Origin of the sequence: Collinsella sp. TM05-37, from assembly GCF_003436455.1 — a bacterium.
In the GTDB taxonomy this organism is placed as follows: Bacteria; Actinomycetota; Coriobacteriia; order Coriobacteriales; family Coriobacteriaceae; genus Collinsella.
Map to the genome: position 1 here is coordinate 22,537 of NZ_QSPN01000001.1, position 23,240 is coordinate 45,776.

The following is a 23,240-nucleotide window of genomic DNA, read 5'->3' on the forward strand; positions in this document are numbered from 1 at the left end:
AACGCTCACCTACACCTTCTCGGGGACGTACTTGCCCAAGAGGCCGGCAGGCTTGACGAGCAGGACGATGATCAGAACACCAAAGACGATGGAGTTGGCAAGGCTCGTGGAAATGTAGGCCTGCGCCATCGCCTCGATGATGCCGATGAGAATGCCACCGACAAAGGCGCCGGGGATGGAGCCGATACCGCCAAAGACGGCGGCGTCGAAGGCCTTGATGCCAGGCATGGCACCCGTCGTGGGCTGCAGCACCGGCGAGTAGGAGCACAGGAGCACGCCGGCGATGGCGGCAAGGGCAGAGCCGATGGCAAACGTCATCGAGATGGTGCGGTTGACGTTGATGCCCATGAGCTGAGCGGCGGCCTTGTCCTCGGACACGGCGCGCATGGCTTTGCCCATCTTGGTCTTACCTGTAAAGAACATCAGGCCGGCCATGATAACCAGGCAGGCGACGATGGTGACGAGCGACACGGCGCTCACGTTGAACTTGGCCAAGAACTCCGGCACCGGGAAGGTGACGAGCGAAGTGAAGTTCTTGGGCGTGGCGCCCCACAGAAGCTGCGCGGCATTCTGCAGGAAGTAGGACACGCCGATGGCCGTGATCAAAACGGCCAGCGGGCCTGCTTGGCGCAGCGGCTTATAGGCCAGACCCTCAATGAGAACACCGAGAACCGTGCAGACCACGCAAGAGAGAATTACAGATGCCCAGCCCGGGAGGCCGAGATACGACGTGGCGCAGAACGAGACATAGGCACCGACCATGATGACGTCGCCGTGAGCGAAGTTCAGCATCTTGGCGATACCGTAGACCATGGTGTAGCCCAACGCGATGATGGCGTAGACGCTGCCCATGGACAGGCCGTTGACCAGGTATTGGATAAAGACCGTCATGTTCCACATCCCCCTTTCGAATAGGTTTCCAGTTGATGTATGAAACAGGGACGTTACACTGTCCCTAGATACCAAGCAAGCAGGGAAGGCCAAAACCTCCCCTGCTTGGGATCAAAACCGCTCTATGTAAGGCGGTCTATTAGGCCTGTACGTACTTGCCATCGGTGATAACGTACGCCGTGGGGTCCTTCTGGACCTGACCCTTATCGTTCCAGGTGAGCTTGCCGGTCAGACCGTCAACGGTAATCTTGAGCATAGCCTTGGGCAGCTTCTCGGCGACCTCGGTCGGATCGGCGTCGACACCAAGACCGGCCTCCTTGAGGGCCTCAGCCACCGCGTGCACGCCATCGTAGGCGTCGGCGGCAAACTGGTCGGGGGTATCGCCGTACTTATCCTTGTAAGCGTTGACGAAGTCGGCATTCTTCTCGTCGTCGGCGGAGAACGGGGTCATAAGCAGCAGGCCCTCGGCAAGAGAAGTGTCGAAGCCCTCAACGCCCAGGATGCCGTCCATGCCGTCGCAGCCCATCATCTTGACGTCGTAGCCCATGTCCTTGGCGTTCTTGAGCAGGACGGACGCCGGCGTGTAGTAGATCGGCGCGAAGATCATGGTGGCGCCGGCCTGCTTGGCCTTGGTCAGCTGGTTGGTAAAGCTCGTGGCAGAGTCGTCCTTAAAGGTCTCCTCGTCAACAATCTCGAGCTTAGACTCAGCGGCCTGGGCCTTAAAGGAATCTGCGATACCCGAAGAATAGGCGTCGCCGGAGTTATAGAACAGTACGAACTTCTCGTCCGCATACTTCTGCGCCAGGAACTTGGCAGCGTTGACGCCCTGGTTGGGGTCGGTAAAGCAAACCTGGAAGACGCAATCCTTGCCGTCGGTGACGTCCTCGGAGGACGCGGACGGGGTGATCATGAACGTCTTGGGGTCGTTACCGCACTCTGCGGCAACGGCAACCGACGCACCCGTGGTGGTCGGGCCGACAAGGGCCTGCATGCCCCAGTCGAGCAGGGTATTAAAGGCGTTGACGGCCTTCTCGCCGTCGGCCTGGTCGTCCTCGGCCTTGCTGGCAAGCGGCAGCTCCTTGGTGGAGAAGTCCTTGCAGCCAAGCTCGACGCCCTGGGTAACGGACTTGCCGTAGGACGCGGCGGCACCGGTCAGCGGGCCGATGGTGCCGATCTTAAACGAAGCGTCGCCCGAAGCGGAACCGCTGTCGCCGCCGTTGGAGGAGCAGCCAGCTAGAATGGACATCGCCCCCAGACCTGCTGCGCTCGCGATAACGCTCCTGCGATTCATAACAGGGTTCAATGACTTACCGGTGAGGCTCGACATGCGGCTCTCCTCTCAAATCTCGTCGGGTTTCGGTTACCCAACAGGCCATCCTTCGCCGTGTTCGGCGTTCGCAAAATAGTAGACGCTTTAGTTGAGAAAAGTGGCGATTATTTCAACTATTCTTTTGTTTTGTCCGTTTATCCATAATTATGCGTATTTCTATTGGTTTATGCAGTTTAGCCACTTTATTGTGTGAAAGTAATGTTTCCATTCTGTTACAAGCTTCCCTGTCCTGATTAAAACGGCCTCACCGGTAGCGCTTTATACGCACTTAGGCGGCGATGTACTTGCCGTCCTGGATCACATAGGCTGTAGCGGGCTTCTCGACTTGGCCCTCGTCGTTCCACGTGAGCTCGCCCGTCAGGCCCTCGATCTTGATCTTGCGCATGGCCTTGGCAAGATCGCCGGCAATGTCGGCGCCGTCGGCCGTAATATCGATGTCTGCCTTATCGATAGCCTCGACAATCGCATGGACGCAGTCATAGGCATCGGCGGCAAACTGGTTGGGCGTCTCGTCGTAGGCGTCCTTATATGCCTTGACAAAGTCGGCGTTCTTCTCATCGTCGGCAGAGAACGGGGTCATGAGCAGCACGCCCTCGGCAAGGGAGGTGTCGAAGCCCTCAACGGAGAGCAGGCCGTCCATGCCGTCGGTACCCATGAGGGTCATGTCGTATCCCATGTCCTTGGCGTTCTTGAGCAAAACGGACGCCGGCGTGTAGTAGATCGGCGCAAAGATGAGCGTGGCGCCGGCCTCCTTGGCCTTGGTGAGCTGGTTGGTAAAGCTCGTGGAGGAGTCGTCCTTAAAGGTCTCGGTATCGACGATATCAAGTTTGGACTCCTTGGCCTGCTCGGCAAAGGCATCGGCAACACCCGAGCTGTACGTATCGCCGGAGTTGTAGAACAGGGCGATCTTGGCGTCTGCATACTTCTCGGCCAAAAACTTGGCAGCACTCGCGCCCATGGTGGGGTCGGTAAAGCAAACCTGGAAAACCGTGGTCTTGTCCTTGGTGACGTCGAGGGACGAAGCAGAGGGCGTGACCATGAGCATATCGTCGGCGATCTCGCCCGAGACAGCGACGGCGGCACCAGTCGTGACGGGGCCGACGAGCGCCTGCATGCCCCAGTCGCACAGGGTATTGAAAGCGTTGATAGCCTTCTCGCCGTCGGCGACGTCATCCTCGGACTTAAGCGAGAGTTTGAGGTCCTTGGTCGAGAAATCCTTGGCGGCAAGCTTGGCACCCTTCTCGGCCGAAACGCCATAGGTTGCCGCGGCGCCGGTCAGAGGGCCGATGACACCGATCTTGAAGGTCTTGCCGTCATCGGCGGTGCCGCCGTCCGAGCCACCCGACGAGCAACCAGCGAGTGCGGCGGTGCTGCCGAGCGCCGCAGCGCCGGCGAGAAAGTTCCTACGGCTGAGCGTGCTGTTGATGCTGAACATGGTGTCCCCCTTTTTCGCTGGCCGCGGTGCGGCCGTCTTGCGGTACAGGGCAAACCTTATGGCGCAAACGTTGACAGTTTGTTACAGAAGTCCGTTTGTAGCGAGCGTGTTTCCAATGTTTCCGCAGCGTTTCGGGGGTGCCGTTTTGTGCGGCTCCTGTTGCCTGGCGAGCACGCGCCCCCGGTTCACGCTAGAATGCACTCAACCTTTAAGCGGTTAATCCATCCATAAGATGCACGAAGGAGCTATCTATGAGCGAATCCCTGCGCACCGTGAACGTCGGTCTGATCGGTCTGGGAACCGTCGGCGGCGGCGTGGCCCGTCTGATCAAGAGCCACCACGATGAGTACCTGGCAGCCTACGGCATCGACCTTAAGCTGACCCGCGCCTGCGCGCTTGCCTGGGAGCAGGCCGAGGCAGCCGGTATTGAGCGCGAGGCCTTTACGAGTGACTGGCATGACGTCGTCACCGACCCAGCCGTCGATATCGTCGTCGAACTCATCGGCGGCGAGCACCCCGCGACCGAGATCTTCACCACCGCCTTTGAGCACGGCAAGCACGTCGTCTCTGCCAACAAGGCCCTGCTGGGCCGTCACGTCGAGACGCTTGCCGAGAAGGCGCGTGCGTGCGGCGTGCAGATTAAGTGCGAGGCCAGCTGCGGTGGCGGCATCCCCATTGTCAGCACACTCGAGCACGACCTGGTGGGTAACAAGATCCTGACCATCGCCGGCATCCTCAACGGCACCACCAACTACATCCTGTCGCGCATGGACGCCGAGGGCGCCGATTACGCTGACGTGCTCGCCGACGCACAGGCTAAGGGCTATGCCGAGGCCGACCCGTCCGCCGACGTCGACGGCTTCGATGCCGCCAGCAAGACGGCCATCCTCGCCTCCATCGGCTTTGGCACCCGCGTTACCACCGATGATGTGTACCAGCAGGGTATCCGCACCATCGGCGCCGAGGACATCGCCCAGGCCCGCGAGCTCGGCTACACCATCAAACTGCTCGGCATCGCCCGCAACACCGACGCTGGCGTCGACGTTCGCGTGCATCCCACGCTGATCCCCGCAGACCATATGCTCGCCAAGGTCAACGGCGCCATGAACGCCGTCTACGTGGTAGGCGACGCCGTGGGCGAGACCATGTTCTACGGCGCGGGCGCAGGCTCCTTCCCCACCGCGAGCGCCGTCGTGGGCGATATCCTGTCGCTCTCCGAGCAGATCAGCCGCGGCGTGGCTCCGCTGCCCGAGATTGAGCCCTATGGCCACAACCTCGCCTTTAAGCCCATGGACGAGCTCCAGACCAAGTACTATGTGCGCCTGAAGGTCGCCGACCGCGTGGGCGCCCTGTCCGAGACGGTCGACATCTTTGCCAAGCATAACATCTCGATCTCGCTCATCAACCAGGTCGAGGACGGCAAGTCGGGCGTCAGCGATGCCTGCTCGGTCATCTTCCTGACGCACCGCGCGCTCGAGAAGGACGTCCAGGCTGCCGCCGCCGAGCTTGCCAGCGTCGGCTGCGTGGCCGAGGTCGCCAACGTCCTGCGCATCGAGGACGTTGAGGCTTGGACCGAAGGCGTCATGGCGAACTAGCCCAACGCTCGCCTAGCAATACGCGCCTTGAGGGCTCCCGTCCGATGTGGGACGGGAGCCCTTTTGTCACCTGCCCTAAGCACAACGGCAAAGCACATTTGCGCGAGCCGCTCATCGGTAACGCGGGCTACCGTTCACCGATATGCAAACGCGGCCGATTCCGACTACCGCTACGCTGTGCTGCGAATGTCCGCCCGCGATGAGAGGAAGCACCATGTTGCTCGAGGGCAAGAAAGCAATCATCACCGGAGGCACACGCGGTATCGGCTATGCCATCGCCTGCCGTTTTATCGAGGAAGGCGCTGCCGTCACCGTCTTTGGCTCGCGCCAGGAGACTGCCGACACGGCCGTTGAGAAGCTGACAGCCGCCTATCCCGACGCCAAGGTCTGGGGTCGCTCCTGCGATCTCACCTCGCTCGAAGCCGTGACCGAGGCCTTTACCCAGGCTGCCGCTGACATGGGCGGCTTGGACACGGTCGTCAACAATGCCGGCATCTCCCAGCGCTCGCCGCTCCTTAACTATACGGCCGAGGAGTTCGCAAAGGTCATGGACCTTAACGTCGTCGCCGTCTTTAATGGCCACCAGGCTGCCGCCAAGATCATGACCGAGGCCGGCCACGGCGGCACCATCACTACCACAAGCTCGATGGTCGCCAAGTACGGCCAGCCCTCCGGCGTCGGTTACCCCACGTCCAAGTTTGCCGTCAACGGTATGGTCCAGTCGCTCTCGCGCGAGCTCGCTCCCATGGGCATCCGCGTCAACGCCGTCGCCCCCGGCGTGACTAAGACCGACATGGTCGCCAACCTGCCCGAAGAGGTCATCAAGCCCATCATCGCCACCATTCCGCTGGGTCGCATGGGCGAGCCCGAGGATGTCGCCAACGCCTTTGTTTTCCTGGCGAGCGACATGTCCTCCTATGTCACGGGCGCCGTGCTCCCCGTCGACGGAGCCGCCCGCTCCTAAGGAGCCACAAGCTTTGGCTTCAAGTTTCAACATAGCTCAACCAAAAAGGCGCGCCGTCTGAATCAACTACAGACAGCGCGCCTTCTCCTGTTATGAAAGGGAAACTATGTCCCAGTATTTCGGATCAGAACGGGGCACGGTTTCCCCCAGGACCTCCTTGCGGAAACCACATCCCGTTCCGAGCCTTCAAAGCGGGACGCGGCTTCCCCGAGAAAGTATCGACTACTTACCGTCGTCGTCTTCGGCTTCTTCGCGCGCATAGAGCTCCAGCATGCGGCGGCGGTATTCGCGCACAGCGAGCTTGGCGCGCTCCAGGCGGCGGCGCTCACGCGGAGTCAGCTCGGACGGGTCGACCTCGTCTCCATAGGTCTTATCGGCAAGCAGGTGCGCCGCGTCCACGATGCGGGCATCGATGTGGCCGCTCGCTGCCTCGGCGGAAAGACGCTCGGCAATCGTATCGAGCGTAGGCAGGCCCTCGAATACGCGACCATGGCCATGCGAGGTCAGCAGCTCGTGCTCGCGCGCGAGCAAGCTCGCTAGGTCGTGGTGGGCGCGCAAGATGTCGAGCGCATCGGATGGATGCTCGGCAACCTCTGCCACGGCGGCGACCGGTGCGGCATCCACCACGCGGTAGAAGAGCTGCGCGAGCAATGGCATCAAGAACACCGTGATGGCACCGGCGGCAACCATGACCGACGCAATATCTTGCGACAGCGCGCCCGCGTTGACGGCAACGCTCGTAACGGCAACGATGATCGGCAGCGCCGTGGTGCAGTACAGGGCCACGGTAATGCGACCATACGCCGACACATCGCGCGTCGCAGGACAAATGCTCATGGAAATAAGAATAGGCACGGCACGAATAATCAACAACGCCACGATAAAGCCCACGAGCAGACCCGGGCGCGACGCCACGGCCGTCAGATCGATCTTTGCGCCCGATACGGTAAAGAACACCGGAATCAAAAAACCGTAGGCCAGACCGTCGAGCTTGGTCTCGAGCGTATGGTTGCCCTCGGGGATGATATAGCGCAGGACAAAGCCGGCGGCAAAAGAACCCAACACGATGTCGAGATCAAAGACGGCCGAGAACGCCACGAGCGTGACCAGGATGAGCACCGTCAGGCGCACGAAGGTCTGCGACGTGGTATCGGCGCGCTCCTCGACAAACGCAAAGAAGCGGCTGCCGACGCGCTTGGAGCGGCTTGGGACCACGGCCAGCAACACGCAAACCACCGCAAACAAGCCAAGGATTACGAGCGTTTGGATGCCAGTGCGGGCAGACAGCAGCACCGACATGGCGAGCACGGGACCGAGCTCGCCCCAAGTGCCATACGCGAGAATCGAGTCGCCCACGCGCGTGCCGGTGAGCGAGCGCTCGCGCATGATGGGCACAAGCGTACCGAGCGCCGTCGAAGTGAGGGCAAGCGTCACGGCGATACCGTCGAAATGACTGACTGAGAACCACGGGGTAAAGCGCACGGCAAGCCAGGCGATACCAAACGTGACGACCCACGTCGCCAAGCCGTAGCGCCCCTCGACGCCCGTGATGCTCTTGGGGTCGATCTCAAAGCCGGCAAGCAGGAACAAAAAGGCCAGGCCCAGCTCGGACACAAGCGAGACCTCAGCATCTACATGGATGACGCCGAGCATATGGGGTCCCAGTACCGCGCCGAGCACGAGCAAAAAGACCGTCTCGGGAACGGGTTTTCCGGGAATCGCCGAGGCGATAAAAGGACTCGCAAAGGCCACGAGTGCGATGATGGCGAGCGAAACGAATGCCATGTGATGCCTTTCTCTTGTTTGCGCTTCACTGTAGCACCCTCGCCGTCCTCAACGCGCCGCGAGCTGTCGTATCATAGTGAGGTTTACAAACATGTGGCTCAAGGCGACCGCAGGGCAGACCCCGCAAACCGACCGCTGCCGCATACCGTACCGTACGCCCAACCGATCAGGAAGGCAGGAACCAATGGTCTCTCGTATCTACGTGGAGAAGAAACCCGGGTTCGACGTCGAGGCTCAGCAGCTCAAGGGCGAGCTGACCGAAATTCTCGGCATCAAGGGCATCGAGGCCCTGAGGATTATCAACCGCTACGACGTCGAGGGCATCGACAAGGAGCTTTTCCGGTCCTGCGTGCCGACCGTCTTTAGCGAGCCCCAGGTCGATGTGACCTACGACGAGCTCCCCGCAAGCGATGGCGCCGTCTTTGCCGTCGAATTCCTGCCTGGCCAGTTTGACCAGCGCGCCGACTCCGCCAGCGAGTGCGTGCAGCTCATCAGCCAGGGCGAGCGCCCCGCCGTGCGCTCCGCCAAGGTCTATATGATCTCGGGCGCTCTGGACGAGGCCGCCATTGATGCCATCAAGCACTACGTGGTGAACCCCGTCGAGGCGCGCATCGCCTCGCTCGACCTGCCCGAGACGCTGTACATGGAGACCCCCGAGCCCCAGCCCGTCGAGGTGCTCGACGGTTTCCGCGAGCTCGACGAAGCCGGCCTTGCCGCCTTTATTTCCGAGCGCGGCCTTGCCATGGACGAGGCGGACATCGCCTTCTGCCAGCAGTACTTCCGCGATGAGGATCGCGACCCCACCATCACCGAGATCCGCGTGATCGACACCTACTGGTCCGATCACTGCCGCCACACCACCTTCGGCACCGTCCTGGACGACGTGACGATCGACGACGCCGTGGTGCAGCAGGCCTTCGACCGCTACATGGAGATGCGCCACGAACTCGGTCGCGACACCAAGCCCGTCTGCCTCATGGACATGGGCACCATCGGCGCCAAGTACCTCAAGAAGACCGGCGTCATGACCGATGTCGACGAGTCCGAGGAGATCAACGCCTGCACCGTCAAGGTGAAGGTCGATGTCGACGGCGAGGACCAGGACTGGCTGTTCCTCTTTAAGAACGAGACCCACAACCACCCGACCGAGATCGAGCCCTTCGGCGGTGCCGCCACCTGCGTGGGCGGTGCCATCCGCGACCCGCTGTCGGGCCGCAGCTACGTGTACCAGGCCATGCGTGTCACCGGCGCCGGCGACCCCACCGTCCCCGTGTCCGAGACGCTCGAGGGCAAGCTGCCGCAGCGCAAGCTCGTAACCACCGCTGCCGCCGGCTACTCCAGCTACGGCAACCAGATCGGCCTTGCCACCGGCCAGGTCAACGAGCTCTATCACCCCGGCTACGTTGCCAAGCGCATGGAGGTCGGCGCCGTCGTGGGCGCTACCCCGGCAAACCACGTGCGTCGCGAGTGCCCCGCCCCCACCGACAAGATCATCCTGCTGGGCGGCCGCACCGGCCGTGACGGCATCGGCGGCGCCACCGGCTCCTCCAAGACCCAGAACACCGAGTCCATCGAGACCTCGGGCGCCGAGGTCCAGAAGGGCAACGCCCCGGTCGAGCGCAAGCTGCAGCGTCTGTTCCGCCGCGGCGACGCCTGCCGCCTGATCAAGCGCTGCAACGACTTTGGCGCCGGCGGCGTCTCAGTCGCCGTGGGCGAGCTTGCCGACGGCCTGTATGTCGACCTGGACACCGTGACCAAGAAGTACGACGGCCTGGACGGCACCGAGCTCGCCATTTCCGAGTCCCAGGAGCGCATGGCCTGCGCCGTCGCCGACGGTGACGTCGAGGAGTTCATGGGCTACGCCGCCGAGGAGAACCTCGAGGCGACCGTTATCGCCGAGGTTACCGCCGAGCCGCGCATGCGCATGGCCTGGAACGGTGTCGCCATCGTCGATCTGTCCCGCGAGTTCCTCAACTCCAACGGCGCGCCCAAGCACCAGGTCGCCCACGTCTGTGCCCGCAGCGTGTGGCAGCCCAGCTGGGCCGGCACCACGCTTGCCGAGCGCATGACCTCGCTTGTCACTGACCTCAACGTCGCCTCCAACAAGGGCCTGTCCGAGCGCTTCGACTCCACCATCGGTGCCGCAACCGTGCTCATGCCCTTTGGCGGCAAGACGCAGCTCACCCCGAGCTCGGCCATGGTTGCCAAGTTCCCCGTGGACGGCGAGACCACCACGGCGAGCGCTATGGCATGGGGCTTCAACCCCTACCTGATGGAGGCCGACCAGTTTGCGGGCGCCTACCTGTCCGTGGTTGAGTCCATCGCCAAGCTCGTGGCTGCCGGCTTTGAGCACAAGCGTGCCTATCTCTCCTTCCAGGAGTACTTCGAGCGTCTGCGCACCGAGGCCGAGCGCTGGGGCAAGCCCATGGCAGCCGTCCTGGGCGCCCTTATGGCCCAGGTCGATCTGGGTGCCGGTGCCATCGGCGGCAAGGACTCTATGAGCGGCTCGTTTGAGGACGAGGCCGGTGAGCTCAACGTTCCGCCCACCCTGATCAGCTTCGCTGTGGCCGTGGGCAAGGCCGCCCGTGCCGTCTCGCCCGAGTTCAAGGGTCTGACGCATCGCGTCGTGCGCATCGCCCCCGCCACCTATGGTGAGGACTACCGCCCCGACGCTCAGCAGCTGCTCGCCGCGTTTGACGCCGTCGAGGCGCTCACCGCCAACGGCGACGCCCTGGCCGTCTCCACGCCCGGCTACGGCTGCGGCGTCGAGAGCCTCTTTAAGATGTGCGTCGGCAACCAGATCGGCATCGAGCTTGCCGAGGACGTGGACGTGGAGAGCCTCTTCACCCCGCTCTACGGCAGCTTTATCGTCGAGCTCGCCGAGGACGCCGAGCTGCCCGAGGTCGCCGACGGCGTTGTCGTCGAGCCCCTGGGTACCACCGTCGAGGGCTATGTCATCGACACCGGCTCCGAAGTCATCGAGCTCGCTGAGCTCCAGGAGGCCTGGGAGAGCGGCATCGAGGGCGTCTTCGCCTACCGCAGCACCGGCGAGACCGCCGAGGTCGAGACCATCGACTTCCGCGCCAAGGATATCCACGTGTACGGCGGCGCCAAGATCGCCCGCCCGCGCGTAATCATCCCCGTGTTCCCCGGCAACAACTGCGAGTACGACAGCGCCCGCGCCTTCCGTGCCGCCGGTGCCGAGGCCGACACCTTCGTGATCAACAACCTCACGCCCGAGGCCGTCGCCGAGAGCACCCACGAGCTCGCCCGCCGCATCCGTGCAAGCCAGATCGTCATGATCCCCGGTGGCTTCTCGGGCGGTGACGAGCCCGATGGCTCCGCCAAGTTCATCACGGCGTTCTTCCGCGCTCCCGAGGTCACCGAGGCAGTCCGCGACCTGCTCAAGGCCCGCGATGGCCTGATGCTGGGCATCTGCAACGGCTTCCAGGCCCTGATCAAGCTCGGCCTGGTGCCCTACGGCGACATCGTCGACGCCACGCCCGATGCGCCCACGTTGACGTTCAACACCATCGGTCGCCACCAGAGCCGTCTGGTGCGCACCCGCATCTCGTCCAACTTGTCCCCGTGGCTGTCGCAGTGCAGCCTGGACGACCCCTACACCGTCGCCATCAGCCACGGCGAGGGCCGCTTTGTCGCCAATGACGAAGTGCTCGCCCAGCTGATCGCCAACGGCCAGGTCGCCACGCAGTACGTGGGCGAGAACGGCAAGCCCAGCATGGATCTCTCCGTCAACCCCAACGGCTCCGCACTCGCCATCGAGGGCATCACGAGCCCCGACGGCCGCGTCCTGGGCAAGATGGGCCATGCCGAGCGTCGCGGCGACAACCTGTACCGCAACGTGCCCGAGCATGTCCCCGGCGATAAGTTCATGCCGATCTTTGAGAGCGGCGTGGCCTACTTCGCTTAAACCTTTCCCATCGGGTACAATCCCCTCGGGTAACAACACCCGCCACCGACGCATCCGGTGGCGGGTTCTTTTTTGCTTCGCGCATGCAGGAAGGACATCATGGAAAGCCGCAAGCCGTATCTCGCCACCCTGCCCGGACTCATCCTGGGTTGTCTTGTTTGCTGTGCACTCTGGGGATCGGCGTTTCCCTGCATCAAGATCGGCTACGCGCTCTTTGGTATCCCGGCGCACGATAGCGCCTCGCAGCTGCTCTTTGCGGGCTTGCGCTTCACGCTTGCCGGCGCCCTGGTTATCGTTGGGATGAGTGCGGCCCAACGCCGCCCCCTCATTCCGCAGGCTCGCGACATCAAGCCCATCTTTGTCTTGTCGCTCTTCCAGACTATCGGGCAGTACTTCTTTTTCTATCTGGGCCTCTCGTGCGCCAGCGCCATGTCGAGCTCCATCATCGAGGCCAGCGCCAACTTCCTCGCAATCCTCTTTGCCGCCCTAGCATTTCACACCGAGAAGCTCAATACGGCCAAGGTGCTTGGCTGTGCGCTGGGCTTTGCCGGCGTCGCGCTCGTCAACCTCTCGGGCGCAGATGGCACCTTTGGCTTCAGGCTCGATGGCGAGGGCTTTATCCTAGCCTCCACTGTCGCGGGTGCTCTTTCGACCTGCCTGATCGGCATCTTCTCGCGCAAGCACGACGGCGTCTTGCTTGCCGGGTGGCAGTTCTTGGTCGGCGGACTGGTCCTCACCGCCATCGGCTTTTTGATGGGCGGCGCGCTCTCCCCCACTGAAATCGCCCCCGCCATCGCGCTCATTATCTATATGGCACTCATTTCCGCCGTCGCGTACTCGCTATGGTCGCGTCTGCTTGCCGTCAACCCCGTCAGCCGTGTGTCGGTCTTTGGCTTTATGAATCCAGTCTTTGGCGTACTGTTAAGCGCGCTGCTGCTCGGCGAGGGCGCTGGCACGAGCCCTGTGACCGTACTTGTTGCCCTGCTGTTGGTCTGCGGCGGCATCATCATCGTCAACAGGCCCAAAAAGGCCTAATGAACTGCCCTTATTTAGCAGAGCGGATTCACATACTTTAGTTTAATGGAGTACATCGGAGAGCCGAGGGCCGCCACGCACGCCAGCGTGTGCCCCTTTTCCTAGCGTATCTGAACGCCGGCTTTCTTCTTCTCGCGCTTTACGCGGTAGAGCTCCGCGTCGGCAGCACGAAGCAAGTCTTGCCAGGTATCGACGCCATCACCAACCCGTGCGTAGCCGATGGACATCCGCAACAGATACGGAACCTCGGCGCGCGCGAGCTCATCGTTGATTGTCGCGCACAGATGCATGATATCCTGTTCCGCCACTGCCTTTTGGAGCACCACGAACTCATCGCCACCATAACGTGCGATAAAGCCGCCAGACGCCGAGCAGACTTCTTTGAGCGCAGCGGATATGACCTGAAGAGCGTGGTCGCCCTCCACATGCCCATAGCGATCGTTAATCTGCTTAAAGCCGTCGGCGTCCATCATAAGCAGATATACATCTTCGGCCTGATCCACATTTGAGAAGAGCGACAGCATATAGGTCTCAAAACGGTTGCGAATGTTAAGTCCAGTCAACGGGTCGGTCGAGATGAGCTGCTCCTGGTAGATGATGTAGAGCAGCAACATGCTAATCATTATGCCGACACAAAGGCCGGGCACCGAGTATACGACCTGAAAGGTACCGCCCACCAGGGCCGGAATGGCGAAAAATGCCAAGGTTCGATAGATGGCCTTCGTCTGCAGGCTCTCGACCCTGCGAGATTGCACAAATGCATGCAGGGACGTATGTATAACGTAACAGTAGCTGACGATGGGCTGGATCATATAGGCAAAGCCGCGACGATACACGCCCTGCGAATCGATATAGAACAGGGCGTGCGTCCAGTAACTGGTAAACGCCAGCACGACCACCAGAGCCGTAGGCAACGCAACAAGCACCACCCTATAGCGCGAGGTCAAAAGGCGAGAACCCTGCACCGTCTCGGAATAGATAAACCAAATGAGACACGCGATAGCAAAGAGCGAAAACGAAACCGCGTTGGAAATCCAGTTGGCCGTGATGCCTACAGGAGTGCTCAAGCCATCCGAGAGCGTCCAGATCATATCGAAGAAAATGTAGGCAGCAGACGTGTAGCCCAGCATGCTAAACAATAGCTGCTGGGTGCTCGAGAACAAGGAGCGACGACTTCGCACGGCAAGCCCGATAAGAACAATCATGCATAGCACGAATATCTCAATCTTGAGTGCCTTAACCACTAGCGCCACCCCTTCAATACCCAAGTGGTCAGAATCGCCCAATTCGAATCAGGGCAATAAACACCCCTTTACTCCGCAGGGGTAAAGGGGATAATAGCAGAGCGCCCGAACATCACTGCAAAACAGTTTCTGTTCGGGCGCCCATACGGCGCGAATTGCACACGCCGGCATCATTGATGGGTATCGATTGCTACTCGCCATCGATGTCAGTCGCGACGGCCTCCTCGATGGCCTCGACACCGACAGGCGACAGATCCTCCTTGCCTTGGCAGAACTTCTTGTCGACCCAGCCAGTCAGAATCGGAGCCATGATCGCCGTGATGATAACGGCGGTGGCGATCTGAGCGTACGCGATGGGCGCAAGCTCGGCGTAGCGCGGTGCGACCTCGGCGAGGGCAACCGGTGTGGTCATAGCCGTGCCGGCAATGGTGGAGCAAGCCACAGCGGCCTTGCCATTGCCGCCGCACAGACGCTCGAACGCAAAGGTGATGGGACCGACGACAAACAGCGTGACAAGGCCCAGCAAGATGCCGGAAATACCGCCGGTGATGAAGCTCGAAAGGCTCATGGACGCACCGAGCTGAAATCCGATGACGGCAATCGCGGGATTGGCACCGGGAACCAGCAGGTTCTTGATAAACGGGAACAGGTTGCCCAGAACCATGCCAATAACGAGTGGCAAGATGGAGCCGATAATGGTGCCAATGGGAATGTTGGCGAGGCCGGAAACACCGAGGATGATCATCGTGACGGCGGGGCCAGCCGTAAAGAACAGGATACCGACGGCGCCCTGCTCGGACTCATCGCCGAACTCGCCCATGATGCCCGTATAGAGCGCCATGTTGCAAAACGTGATGCCGCCGATGATAGACACGGAGCTCAGACCCAGGAAGTTGTCGTTAAAGAAATATGCCACGCCCAGGCCGAGAGCCGCTGCGACGACCAGCTTGGGGATCAGCACAACGATACCGGTCTTGATGGCACCCGGCGTGGACTTAAAGCTGATGCCGGCGCCCACAAACAGCAGGATCGCGGCGACGATGGTATTGGAGCCACCGCGGCAGGCAGCCGTAAAGAAGCCGCCGATCTCAAAAACCTGCGGGCAGAAGGTGTTGAGCAAAAGACCGACGATCATCGGATAGATCATGATGTCGCCCGGGATGCGCGGGACCTTGAATTTCTTTTGCTCGTTGGCGGTCGCTTCCTGTGCCATGAAACCCCCATTTCCGCTGACGGGGTACAAAAGCCCACGTCACACTTTGCTACAGTAAAGTTTGACCATGGTACCAGAAGAAATAGACCAGCTCGGTGAGAAATTCGATTCGTTGGACAGGGGCGCTAAACGTGCCCCGCTCTTATATGAGGCTCAAAACGATATAGAACACGATGCCCGAAACACAGCACCACAGCATCGATTTTGTCTTGACCGCCACGGCCACGACGCCGGCAGCCGCAATCCAGGGAACCAAGGCAGGCCAGGGTCCCGCGTCGAACGCGCCGGGGCTCACCAAGTCGTTGGCGACCAGCGCGGCAAAGGCAGCGGGCGGGATATAACCCAGGGCCTCGGTAATGCGGGGCGACAGCGTTCTCCCGCGCAAGGCAAACGCCGGCGCGATGCGAAAGAACGCGATAGCAGCCCACGACAACAGCCACAGAACCAAGAACTCGTTAACGGGCATCGCGGGCACCTCTTCCGTCAAATACAGCATCGCACGCCAACGCAATGGCAATGCCGGCCACGACGCTTGCCGGCACGGCAATATTCGTGAGGCCCAAGAACTTGCATACGGCGACGGACACCGCGCCCGAAACCGCCGCGACAACGTTGCCGCGCGACAGCCGCTGCGAAAAGAGCAGGCAGATAAAGAGCGAGGTGCAGACAAAGGCTGCAATGGCGGTGGGAACATCGACAACGGCGCCGACGATGGCGCCCATCGTACACGAAACGCCCCATGTTGCGATGAGAATCACGTTGAGCACGAAGGACTCGCGCGGGCCCCAATCCTCCCCTTCAACCAACTTGGCAAGCGAGATGCCATATGCCTCCTCGGTAAGTGTCGCGGCAACAGCCAGCGTCTGACGCTTCGAGGCACCCGTCAGATGCGGCGCGATCGATGCCGAGTAAAGCGCAAAGCGCGAGGAGATGGCAGCAACGCTCGCGACGATCGATGCTGCAGGCACGCCCGCCAGCCAAAGATTGCAGATCATAAACTGGCCGCTGCCCGTCACAAACGTGCTGCTCAGAGCAAAGACCATCCAGGGCTCCATTCCCGTCTGCCCCATGATCATTCCGCACGGCGCGCCTATTGCAACATAGGTAAGCATCACTGGCCAGACGATTTTAAAGATCCTAAGGACCATGCCACTCCCATTCTGGTAAGTCGTCTGCAGCGCGCCTTGCAACGCAGCAGAAATATCAACCGGTGGCAATAAAGTTCACCTACAATTGCCACCGGATCGAAAGACACAACTTTTTAGGAAGTCATTATGACAGCTATCGATCGAGACCGGGCGCGCGCGGCCTTCAAAAGCTACACCGATGCCTACGACGCCACCAACCCACGCATTGCGCTCAAAATCGAGCATACGTACCACGTGGCCGAGGCATGCGATGCCGTAGCGCGCGAGCAGGGCTGGTCGTCAGAAGATATTGACCTGGCATGGCTTTGCGGCCTGCTGCACGATATGGGCCGCTTTGAGCAGCTGCGACGCTGGGACACCTTTAAGGACGCCGAGAGCATGAGCCATGCAGTGCTGGGCATCGAGGTCCTCTTTGGCGAGAATCCCGCCGATGCACCCGCCGTAATGAGCATCCGCGACTTTATCGATGACCCGGCAGAAGATGAGCTCATCCGAGCGAGCATCGCCTATCACAGCGATTTCCGTCTACCCGCACAGCTCGACGAGCGCACGCGGAGCTTCTGCGACATCGTGCGCGATGGCGACAAGATCGACATTATGCGCACCATCGCCGACAGCACCGTCGACACCGTCCTCAAGGTGGATGAGGACACGTTTCTCGCCAGCCACTTCTCGACACCGGCGCTTACCGCCTTTGACGAGCACCGCTGCGTCGCGCGCGACGAGCGCGATGAGCCCGCCGACTTCTTGGTGGGGCTTATCTGCTTTATGTTTGAGCTCGTCTATCCGGCAAGCCGCGCGCTGGCGCGCGAGCAAGGCGATATCTACCGCCTGCTCGACGCGCCCTTTGGCATTACGCGGCCCTTTACCGACCCCGCCACGCAGGCAACCTGGAGCCGCCTAAAGGACGAGATGCGCGACTGGCTGGTGCGTGCCTAGCGCTCAAACTGGGCCAGCAGCTCCTCGACGACCTCGACGGCATCACCGACAACCTTGTACTGGGCAGCACCAAAGATGGGGGCATCCGGGTCCTCGTTGATGGCGATAATGCACTCCGCCCCACCGATGCCGGCAAGATGCTGGATGGCGCCCGAAACACCGATACTCACGAGAAGCTTGGGCGAGACCGATACACCCGTCTGGCCAATTTGGTGGCGATACTCCAACCAGCCTGCCTCCACAATGGGACGCGTGCAACCAAGCTCGGCACCCAGGGCATCGGCGAGCTTTCGCATCAGGGGCAGATTCTTCTTGGAGCCGATGCCGCGGCCCACCACGACCAGACGCTCGGCATCGGCAATTGAGGCCTGCTGTCCCCACTCCTCGGCGGGAATCGAGATCTCGACGCGGGCCTTAACGTCATCCGCAAGCACTACCTGGGTAATCGTGCCGGAGCGGCTATAGTCAAACTCGGGCGCCTTAAAGATGCCGGGGCGCACCGTTGCCATCTGAGGACGGTGGTTGGGGCAGATAATGGTGGCCATCAGGTTGCCGCCAAACGCCGGGCGCGTCTGCTGCAGCAGACCCGTCTCCGTATCCATAGAAAGCACCGTGCAATCGGCCGTAAGACCCGTCTGCAAGCGCACGGCCACACCGGGCGCCAGCTCGCGACCAAAGGCGGTCGCGCCGTACAGAATGGCCTCGGGCTTGCGCTCGGCTACCAAATCGCAGATCAAGCGAGCGTAGACCTCCGCGTCGTTCTGACGCAGGCGCTCGTCACGACAGACCAGAACTTCGTCCGCACCGGCGCAAATCAGATGCTCCAGGTCCCCGAGTGAGCCCTCGGGGCTCATGCCGACCAGTGCCACCAGACGGCAGCCGCGGGCATCGGCAAGCTCGCGCCCCTTGCCCATGAGCTCGAAGGCCACGGATGCAACGGCATCGTGCTCGTCAGTCTGCACGAAGATCCAGATGTCTCGATATGCGTCAAGGTCTGCCGCGCCGGCGGCCTCGTCGCGCTCAATCGAGATGGCGTTGACGGGGCAGGCGTCGACGCACCCACCGCACAGGATACAGCCGTCGGTTACGCGGGCACAGCGATTGGGGCGCTCACCCTCCACCACAATGCCGCCCGAGGCGCAGGCGCGAACGCAGCGACCGCAGCCGATACAGGCTTCGCTATCGATAATCAGCCCGCTCATCTATGCCATCCCCTCAATAATCTTGGCAAGTTTTACCGCCTGCTCGGACGCCGTTCCCTCAACGGCCTCGCACGTTTGGTCACGGTCGGGCACAAACGAGCGCACGACCTGCGTCGGTGATCCGGCAAGGCCGCAACGCGAGGGATCGGCGTTTACGTCGGCAGCGCTGGCCACACGCACGTCTGCATCCTCGGCCGCGCGAATACCGGCAATACTCGGCATGCGCAGCTGGCCAATCTCCTTGGCGGTCGTCATCGCACACGGCATCTCCAGGTACACCGTCTCCTCGCCGGCATCGCAGCCGTGAACGAGCGCCAGCGAGCCACACGTCGTAAATCCCGCGCTCTGCACACAGCTCACGTCGGTCACGCAGGGGACCCCAAAGGCGCCGGCCAGCTCGGGGCCGATCTGGGCCGTATCGCCGTCCACTGCCATCTTGCCGCAGATGAGCAGGTCAAAGTCCTCATCGAGTGCCTCGATGCCGCATTTGAGGGCATAGGTGGTGGCTAGGGTATCGGCGCCCGCAAAGGCGCGATCGGTCAGCAGCAGCGCGTCGTCGGCACCGCGGGCGATGCAGTCGCGCAGCAGCGATTCGGTCGCGGGGATGCCCATCGACACCACCGTCACACGCACGTCCATGCCAAAGCCGATAAAGTCGTCCTTCAGCGCTAGCGCACATTCGAGAGCACTTGCATCGAAGGGATTAACGACCGCCTGCTTGCCATCACGCACGATAGTATTGGTCTTGGGGTCCATCTTGACCTCGGTGCTTCCGGGCACCGCCTTGACGCACACCACCATATGAAAATCACTCATCTTCACGCGCCCCCTTTCTGGACGAGCTCATCCAAGAGCTTCTCCGTAAACAGGTTGCCGCGACCCAGCTGGCCGGCAGGATCGAGCTGGAGTTTGAGATGCGCCGACTCGACCATGGCCTCGTGGCCGTACATCGTCTCCAAGAAGCCCGCCTTGATCTTGCCGACGCCGTGCTCAGCAGAAACGGCACCGCCCATGGCCGTGACCTCGGAAGCCCACTGGGCAAAGAGTTCTCCACCACGACGGTAGTCTTGCGCATCGCGCGGCAGGATGTTCACATGCAGATGGTTGTTCCCGATGTGTCCCCAGGCAGCAGGCTCAAGCCCGCTTTCGGCCAGCGTGCGGCGATAGAGGACCACGACATCGGCAAGGCGTGCATTGGGCACCGACATATCCGATCCCAGCTTGGTAATGGTGGGGTCGGTGCGGCGACGCTCGTCAACGAGCATGTTGACACTCTCGGGGACCGCGTGGCGGAAAAACCGCTGGCATTCGCGATCGACTTCGGTGCGCGCGACCCATGTCGCATCGTCGCGGCCGCCCGCAAGCTCCAAAACCCATCCCAGGTGGTACAGCTCCTCGGTCGCCTGCGCCTCGTCGTCGCAGTCAAGCTCCACGTAGACACAGACCTTTGCCTCGTCGTCGAGCGCCGGCAGCGAGGCAAACGCCGTCGACTGCTCGCGCTGGCGACGTAGAATATCCAGGGCGCCAGCATCGAAGTACTCGATGGCAGCCGCATGGGACAGGACAGGGCGCACGGAATCGGTAAAGGACACCGCCTTGTCCTCGCTATCGAAAAAGCAACTCACACCCCATACGACCGAAGGTGCCGCCTGCAGGGCGATCTCGAGCTCGGTGACAACGCCGAGCGTGCCGCACGCGCCGATAAAGAGGTCGATGGCGTCCATATCGTCCGCAACGAAATAGCCTGAGGCATTTTTTGTCTCGGGCATGGTATAGCCGGGAAGATCGAGTTCGAGCGTACGGCCCGCTGCCGTCACGAGCGACAGGTGGCGGTCCTGGGCAAAAGCCTCGCCGCGCTGAAGCTCAAGCAAATCGCCATCAGCCAGCGCGACGTGGAGTCCCGTGATATGCGGGCGCATGGGACCGTAAGCGTAGCTGCGGGCGCCGGAGGCGTTGCATGCCGCCATGCCGCCCAGACAGGCAGATGCCTCGGTGGGATCGGTGGGAAAGAACTGCTCGGGGGACTCTTGGAACTCCTCGTAGGCCTCAAGCGATGCCTGGTCCCAACCAGCGGTCGGCAGTACCTTCTTGCTCAGCTGCTTACGCAGCTCCGAGAGCACAACGCCCGGCTCCACGCGCAGCAGAAATTGGTCTTGTTCATCGCGGCGAAGGCCCAAGTAGCGATTCATACGGGAAGTATTGAGGATATGCCCACCGTGGGGCACGGCACCGGCGGCAAGGCCGGTTCGGGCGCCCTGAACCGTTACCGGGACACGCTCGGCATGGAGCGTTTCCAAAATGGCACGGACCTCGTCTTCCGTTGTCGGAAACGAGATGCTCGATGCTTCGCCCGATGCGCGAGATTCATCGCGGCCATACTCTTCGAACTCGTCGGTGAAGGGTTTAATGGTTGCAGACACGCGAACTCCCCCTTTAGCTAACTACAGTGTTTGCAGGGAGATGTTACCGCATCGTTTCGTCGACGTGTTCGAGACCGTCTCCATAATTGGCGATTTTTACGTTTGTGCAATTCGGCGAACGGCAAGGCTTCCTCGGCAGACGATGCTTTTGACACATATCGCCCCGCCGTCGCCGACCGCTCGATTGTCGCTCGAAAAAAGTTGAAGTAATTTTTTCCACCTTTTACCTGCGGAGATGTCAATCCGTCAAGCATTTGGTCAGAAATTGGTCAAGTAGCGGCTGATACGGTCGGCGTCGACAGCCAAAACCGATAGAAGTTTTGGCCCCAGAAGCAGGGAGGTTCCCATGGCATATTACTGGCCCCAGTACGGCGTCGCCATCGAGGTCGACGACGATCCCTATCTCCTGCCTTTCGACGAAGAGGCGTTCCCCGAAACGGCGGTCTACCACGTCACCACCGATGTTATCTGCGACCCCGAGTCGTTCTCGGCGCTCGCCCACCACATCGCGCGTATCCACGACATCGAGCTCCCTCACGACTTTGACGAGCTCATCTACTCGCGCCGCCTGATGCTTCACATGCTCTTTGGAGCGGACCCGTCCACGTTCGCACGTGTCTACACCACCAAGGACGCCGCATGAGTGCGAAGAAGCCGCCCCGCCTCGCAGGACTGGGGCGTCGCAAGAAACTCGTCGTTGTCTGTCTGGCTATCGTCTGCGCCCTTGTCGCCGTAGGACTATACGCCTGGCAGTCGCAGCCCGTGCCCGAAGCGGGCACCTCAGTCACGACGGCAGAGGGTAAATCGCGACAAGAAATCCAAGATGAGCTCGATGCCATCGTCCGCGACAACATGATGACGATTTCGGTCGCGCCGGTCGCTCAGCTACAGGAGGACGGCAAGCTGCGCGTCAACGTGCAAAACGTCCAAGACAATAAATTTCCCCAGCGATTCCGCGTCATCCAAAACGACGAGACCATGTACGAATCCGGTGTGGTCGAGACCGGCAAGACAATCGAGACGTGCCCCGCCGGCGACATCAAAGAAGGCGAGGCATACATCGAGATCCAGGCACTCGATGCCAAGACCCTCGACAGCCACGGCAATCCGACACGTGTCAAGGTACGGGTTGAGCAAGCCGAGAACTAGCTTTTTCGACCGACGCGGCACCGCACGCAATTCACCAGCATTCGTCCAATCATCGCGGGGACGGCCCGCGGCGAATAGAAAGGAACGACCATGGACATCACCAGGAACATGAACGGAGCCAGAGCGCTCGTCGTGGGCGCAGGGCTCGCGCTCTCGCTCGCAATGGGCGCCGCCCCGACGCCAGCTCTGGCAGCCGGGCGCGTTGGAACCACAAAAGTAATGGTCAGGACCGAGATCGACAACGTAGAGTTCAAAGTTCCGACGGTTATTCCCTTCGTCGCCAAGGCCGACGGCACGCTTCAGGGCCCCTCAGAAGACGCGACCACCATCGACAATCATTCGGCCTACGGCATCCATGTCACCAACATGAAGATCGACGCCATGAACACCTGGACCATTGCCGCCGACGCCAAGGCCGGAACCGCGCAGAATTCCATCGACTTTAAGGTCGGCCCCAACGGCGCACTCCAGAACGCCAGCGCCGCAATGCAGGAGACGGGCCTCGATCTTTCCAAGAATGCAGCCTTCGACATGGGCTACCAGGGCATTGCCGGCGGCACGGACAAAATTAAGCTCAAGACAAGCGGAAACGTCGCCCGCGTCACGCGCGACATCTTCCGCGTAACCGGCGAAGGCGATCAAGTTGCAACGATCACCTGGACGGTCGAGCCCGGTGCGCACACGGCATAAGGCCGTCGCCCTGGCCACCGCCGTCAGTATCCTAGCGTTTGGGCCAGCCATGGCCTTTGCCCAGCAAGAACAGGCGCAGGCCGCCACGCAGGTGACGGTCGACCTCTCGGAGCTCGACCGCGGCAACTGCAAGGAACCGTTGGCACAGACAGACGACAGACGATGGCTCTTGGCAGCAGGCGCCACGACAGCAGGCGCGGGAACCGCCGGCCTCGGTCTGCACATCAAACGCAGCCAGAAACGAAACACGGACAGGCCGCACTAAATTA

The 23,240-nt window shown here is 61.4% G+C and carries 20 protein-coding genes; 9 read left to right on the forward strand and 11 right to left on the reverse strand.

Features of this window, described 5'->3' with window-relative positions:
- Nucleotides 1–9 precede the first annotated feature (9 nt).
- From DXD48_RS00095 to DXD48_RS00105, 3 genes are all read right to left on the reverse strand, one after another.
- Nucleotides 10–891: a branched-chain amino acid ABC transporter permease gene (locus DXD48_RS00095; RefSeq protein ID WP_089573309.1), complete on the reverse strand. Its 882-nt coding sequence runs from the start codon at nt 889–891 to the stop codon at nt 10–12.
- A gap of 139 nt (nt 892–1,030) precedes the next feature.
- Nucleotides 1,031–2,218 (reverse strand): ABC transporter substrate-binding protein, encoded by a 1,188-nt coding sequence (locus DXD48_RS00100; RefSeq protein WP_117563490.1) that lies wholly within the window; start codon nt 2,216–2,218, stop codon nt 1,031–1,033.
- Between the two features lie 271 nt (nt 2,219–2,489).
- The gene (locus DXD48_RS00105) at nt 2,490–3,656 is read right to left on the reverse strand and encodes an ABC transporter substrate-binding protein (protein ID WP_117563491.1); all 1,167 of its coding nucleotides are present in this window, start codon (nt 3,654–3,656) and stop codon (nt 2,490–2,492) included.
- 251 nt (nt 3,657–3,907) lie between these two features.
- Here DXD48_RS00105 and DXD48_RS00110 point away from each other — a divergent pair, with 251 nt between their 5' ends.
- Together DXD48_RS00110 and DXD48_RS00115 are read left to right on the forward strand one after the other, a co-directional pair.
- Nucleotides 3,908–5,251 (forward strand): homoserine dehydrogenase, encoded by a 1,344-nt coding sequence (locus tag DXD48_RS00110; RefSeq protein WP_089573312.1) that lies wholly within the window; start codon nt 3,908–3,910, stop codon nt 5,249–5,251.
- A gap of 214 nt (nt 5,252–5,465) precedes the next feature.
- Nucleotides 5,466–6,215 carry an SDR family NAD(P)-dependent oxidoreductase gene (locus tag DXD48_RS00115; RefSeq protein WP_089573313.1) on the forward strand — a complete coding sequence of 250 codons (750 nt, stop codon included), beginning with the start codon at nt 5,466–5,468 and terminating at the stop codon, nt 6,213–6,215.
- A gap of 222 nt (nt 6,216–6,437) precedes the next feature.
- Here DXD48_RS00115 and DXD48_RS00120 read toward each other — a convergent pair whose 3' ends face one another.
- The gene (locus DXD48_RS00120) at nt 6,438–8,000 is read right to left on the reverse strand and encodes a cation:proton antiporter (RefSeq protein ID WP_006234446.1); all 1,563 of its coding nucleotides are present in this window, start codon (nt 7,998–8,000) and stop codon (nt 6,438–6,440) included.
- Between the two features lie 184 nt (nt 8,001–8,184).
- Between DXD48_RS00120 and DXD48_RS00125 the strand changes: the two genes are divergently transcribed.
- Both DXD48_RS00125 and DXD48_RS00130 read left to right on the forward strand, forming a co-directional pair.
- A complete protein-coding gene (locus tag DXD48_RS00125) occupies nt 8,185–11,931 on the forward strand; it encodes a phosphoribosylformylglycinamidine synthase (protein WP_117563492.1) in 3,747 nt (1,248 codons plus the stop codon).
- 99 nt (nt 11,932–12,030) lie between these two features.
- Complete coding sequence (locus tag DXD48_RS00130) at nt 12,031–12,966, forward strand: DMT family transporter (RefSeq protein ID WP_117563493.1); 936 nt, start codon at nt 12,031–12,033, stop codon at nt 12,964–12,966.
- A 101-nt stretch (nt 12,967–13,067) separates the two neighbouring features.
- Here the strand turns inward: DXD48_RS00130 and DXD48_RS00135 are convergent, their stop codons facing one another.
- The 4 genes from DXD48_RS00135 to DXD48_RS00150 form a co-directional block, all read right to left on the reverse strand.
- Complete coding sequence (locus tag DXD48_RS00135) at nt 13,068–14,210, reverse strand: diguanylate cyclase (protein ID WP_117563494.1); 1,143 nt, start codon at nt 14,208–14,210, stop codon at nt 13,068–13,070.
- A gap of 190 nt (nt 14,211–14,400) precedes the next feature.
- Nucleotides 14,401–15,423 carry a 2-keto-3-deoxygluconate permease gene (locus DXD48_RS00140; RefSeq protein ID WP_117563495.1) on the reverse strand — a complete coding sequence of 341 codons (1,023 nt, stop codon included), beginning with the start codon at nt 15,421–15,423 and terminating at the stop codon, nt 14,401–14,403.
- A 142-nt stretch (nt 15,424–15,565) separates the two neighbouring features.
- On the reverse strand, nt 15,566–15,889 hold the full coding sequence (locus tag DXD48_RS00145; RefSeq protein WP_117563496.1) for an AzlD domain-containing protein: 324 nt from the start codon (nt 15,887–15,889) through the stop codon (nt 15,566–15,568).
- On the reverse strand, nt 15,879–16,571 hold the full coding sequence (locus tag DXD48_RS00150) for an AzlC family ABC transporter permease (protein ID WP_117563497.1): 693 nt from the start codon (nt 16,569–16,571) through the stop codon (nt 15,879–15,881). The genes DXD48_RS00145 and DXD48_RS00150 overlap by 11 nt, the downstream gene beginning before the upstream one ends.
- 126 nt (nt 16,572–16,697) lie before the next feature.
- Here DXD48_RS00150 and DXD48_RS00155 point away from each other — a divergent pair, with 126 nt between their 5' ends.
- Nucleotides 16,698–17,510 (forward strand): HD domain-containing protein, encoded by an 813-nt coding sequence (locus DXD48_RS00155; RefSeq protein ID WP_117563498.1) that lies wholly within the window; start codon nt 16,698–16,700, stop codon nt 17,508–17,510.
- On the opposite strand, the gene DXD48_RS00160 is transcribed toward DXD48_RS00155, so the two are convergent.
- From DXD48_RS00160 to DXD48_RS00170, 3 genes are read right to left on the reverse strand one after another with little or no spacing between them, the layout of a single operon-like run.
- Nucleotides 17,507–18,712: an electron transfer flavoprotein subunit alpha gene (locus DXD48_RS00160; RefSeq protein ID WP_117563499.1), complete on the reverse strand. Its 1,206-nt coding sequence runs from the start codon at nt 18,710–18,712 to the stop codon at nt 17,507–17,509. The genes DXD48_RS00155 and DXD48_RS00160 overlap by 4 nt on opposite strands.
- On the reverse strand, nt 18,713–19,528 hold the full coding sequence (locus DXD48_RS00165; RefSeq protein ID WP_117563500.1) for an electron transfer flavoprotein subunit beta/FixA family protein: 816 nt from the start codon (nt 19,526–19,528) through the stop codon (nt 18,713–18,715).
- 2 nt (nt 19,529–19,530) lie between these two features.
- The gene (locus DXD48_RS00170) at nt 19,531–21,132 is read right to left on the reverse strand and encodes an FAD-binding oxidoreductase (RefSeq protein WP_117563501.1); all 1,602 of its coding nucleotides are present in this window, start codon (nt 21,130–21,132) and stop codon (nt 19,531–19,533) included.
- Nucleotides 21,133–21,478: 346 nt separating this feature from the next.
- Here DXD48_RS00170 and DXD48_RS00175 point away from each other — a divergent pair, with 346 nt between their 5' ends.
- The 4 genes from DXD48_RS00175 to DXD48_RS00190 all read left to right on the forward strand — a co-directional run bounded on the left by DXD48_RS00175 (nt 21,479) and on the right by DXD48_RS00190 (nt 23,236).
- Nucleotides 21,479–21,775, forward strand: coding sequence for a hypothetical protein (locus tag DXD48_RS00175; protein ID WP_117563502.1), 297 nt, complete (start codon nt 21,479–21,481; stop codon nt 21,773–21,775).
- Nucleotides 21,772–22,281, forward strand: a complete 510-nt coding sequence (locus DXD48_RS00180) for a hypothetical protein (RefSeq protein ID WP_117563503.1) — start codon at nt 21,772–21,774, stop codon at nt 22,279–22,281. The genes DXD48_RS00175 and DXD48_RS00180 overlap by 4 nt, the downstream gene beginning before the upstream one ends.
- A gap of 90 nt (nt 22,282–22,371) precedes the next feature.
- On the forward strand, nt 22,372–22,971 hold the full coding sequence (locus DXD48_RS00185; RefSeq protein WP_117563504.1) for a hypothetical protein: 600 nt from the start codon (nt 22,372–22,374) through the stop codon (nt 22,969–22,971).
- A gap of 49 nt (nt 22,972–23,020) precedes the next feature.
- Nucleotides 23,021–23,236: a hypothetical protein gene (locus DXD48_RS00190; RefSeq protein ID WP_147325407.1), complete on the forward strand. Its 216-nt coding sequence runs from the start codon at nt 23,021–23,023 to the stop codon at nt 23,234–23,236.
- Nucleotides 23,237–23,240 lie beyond the last annotated feature (4 nt).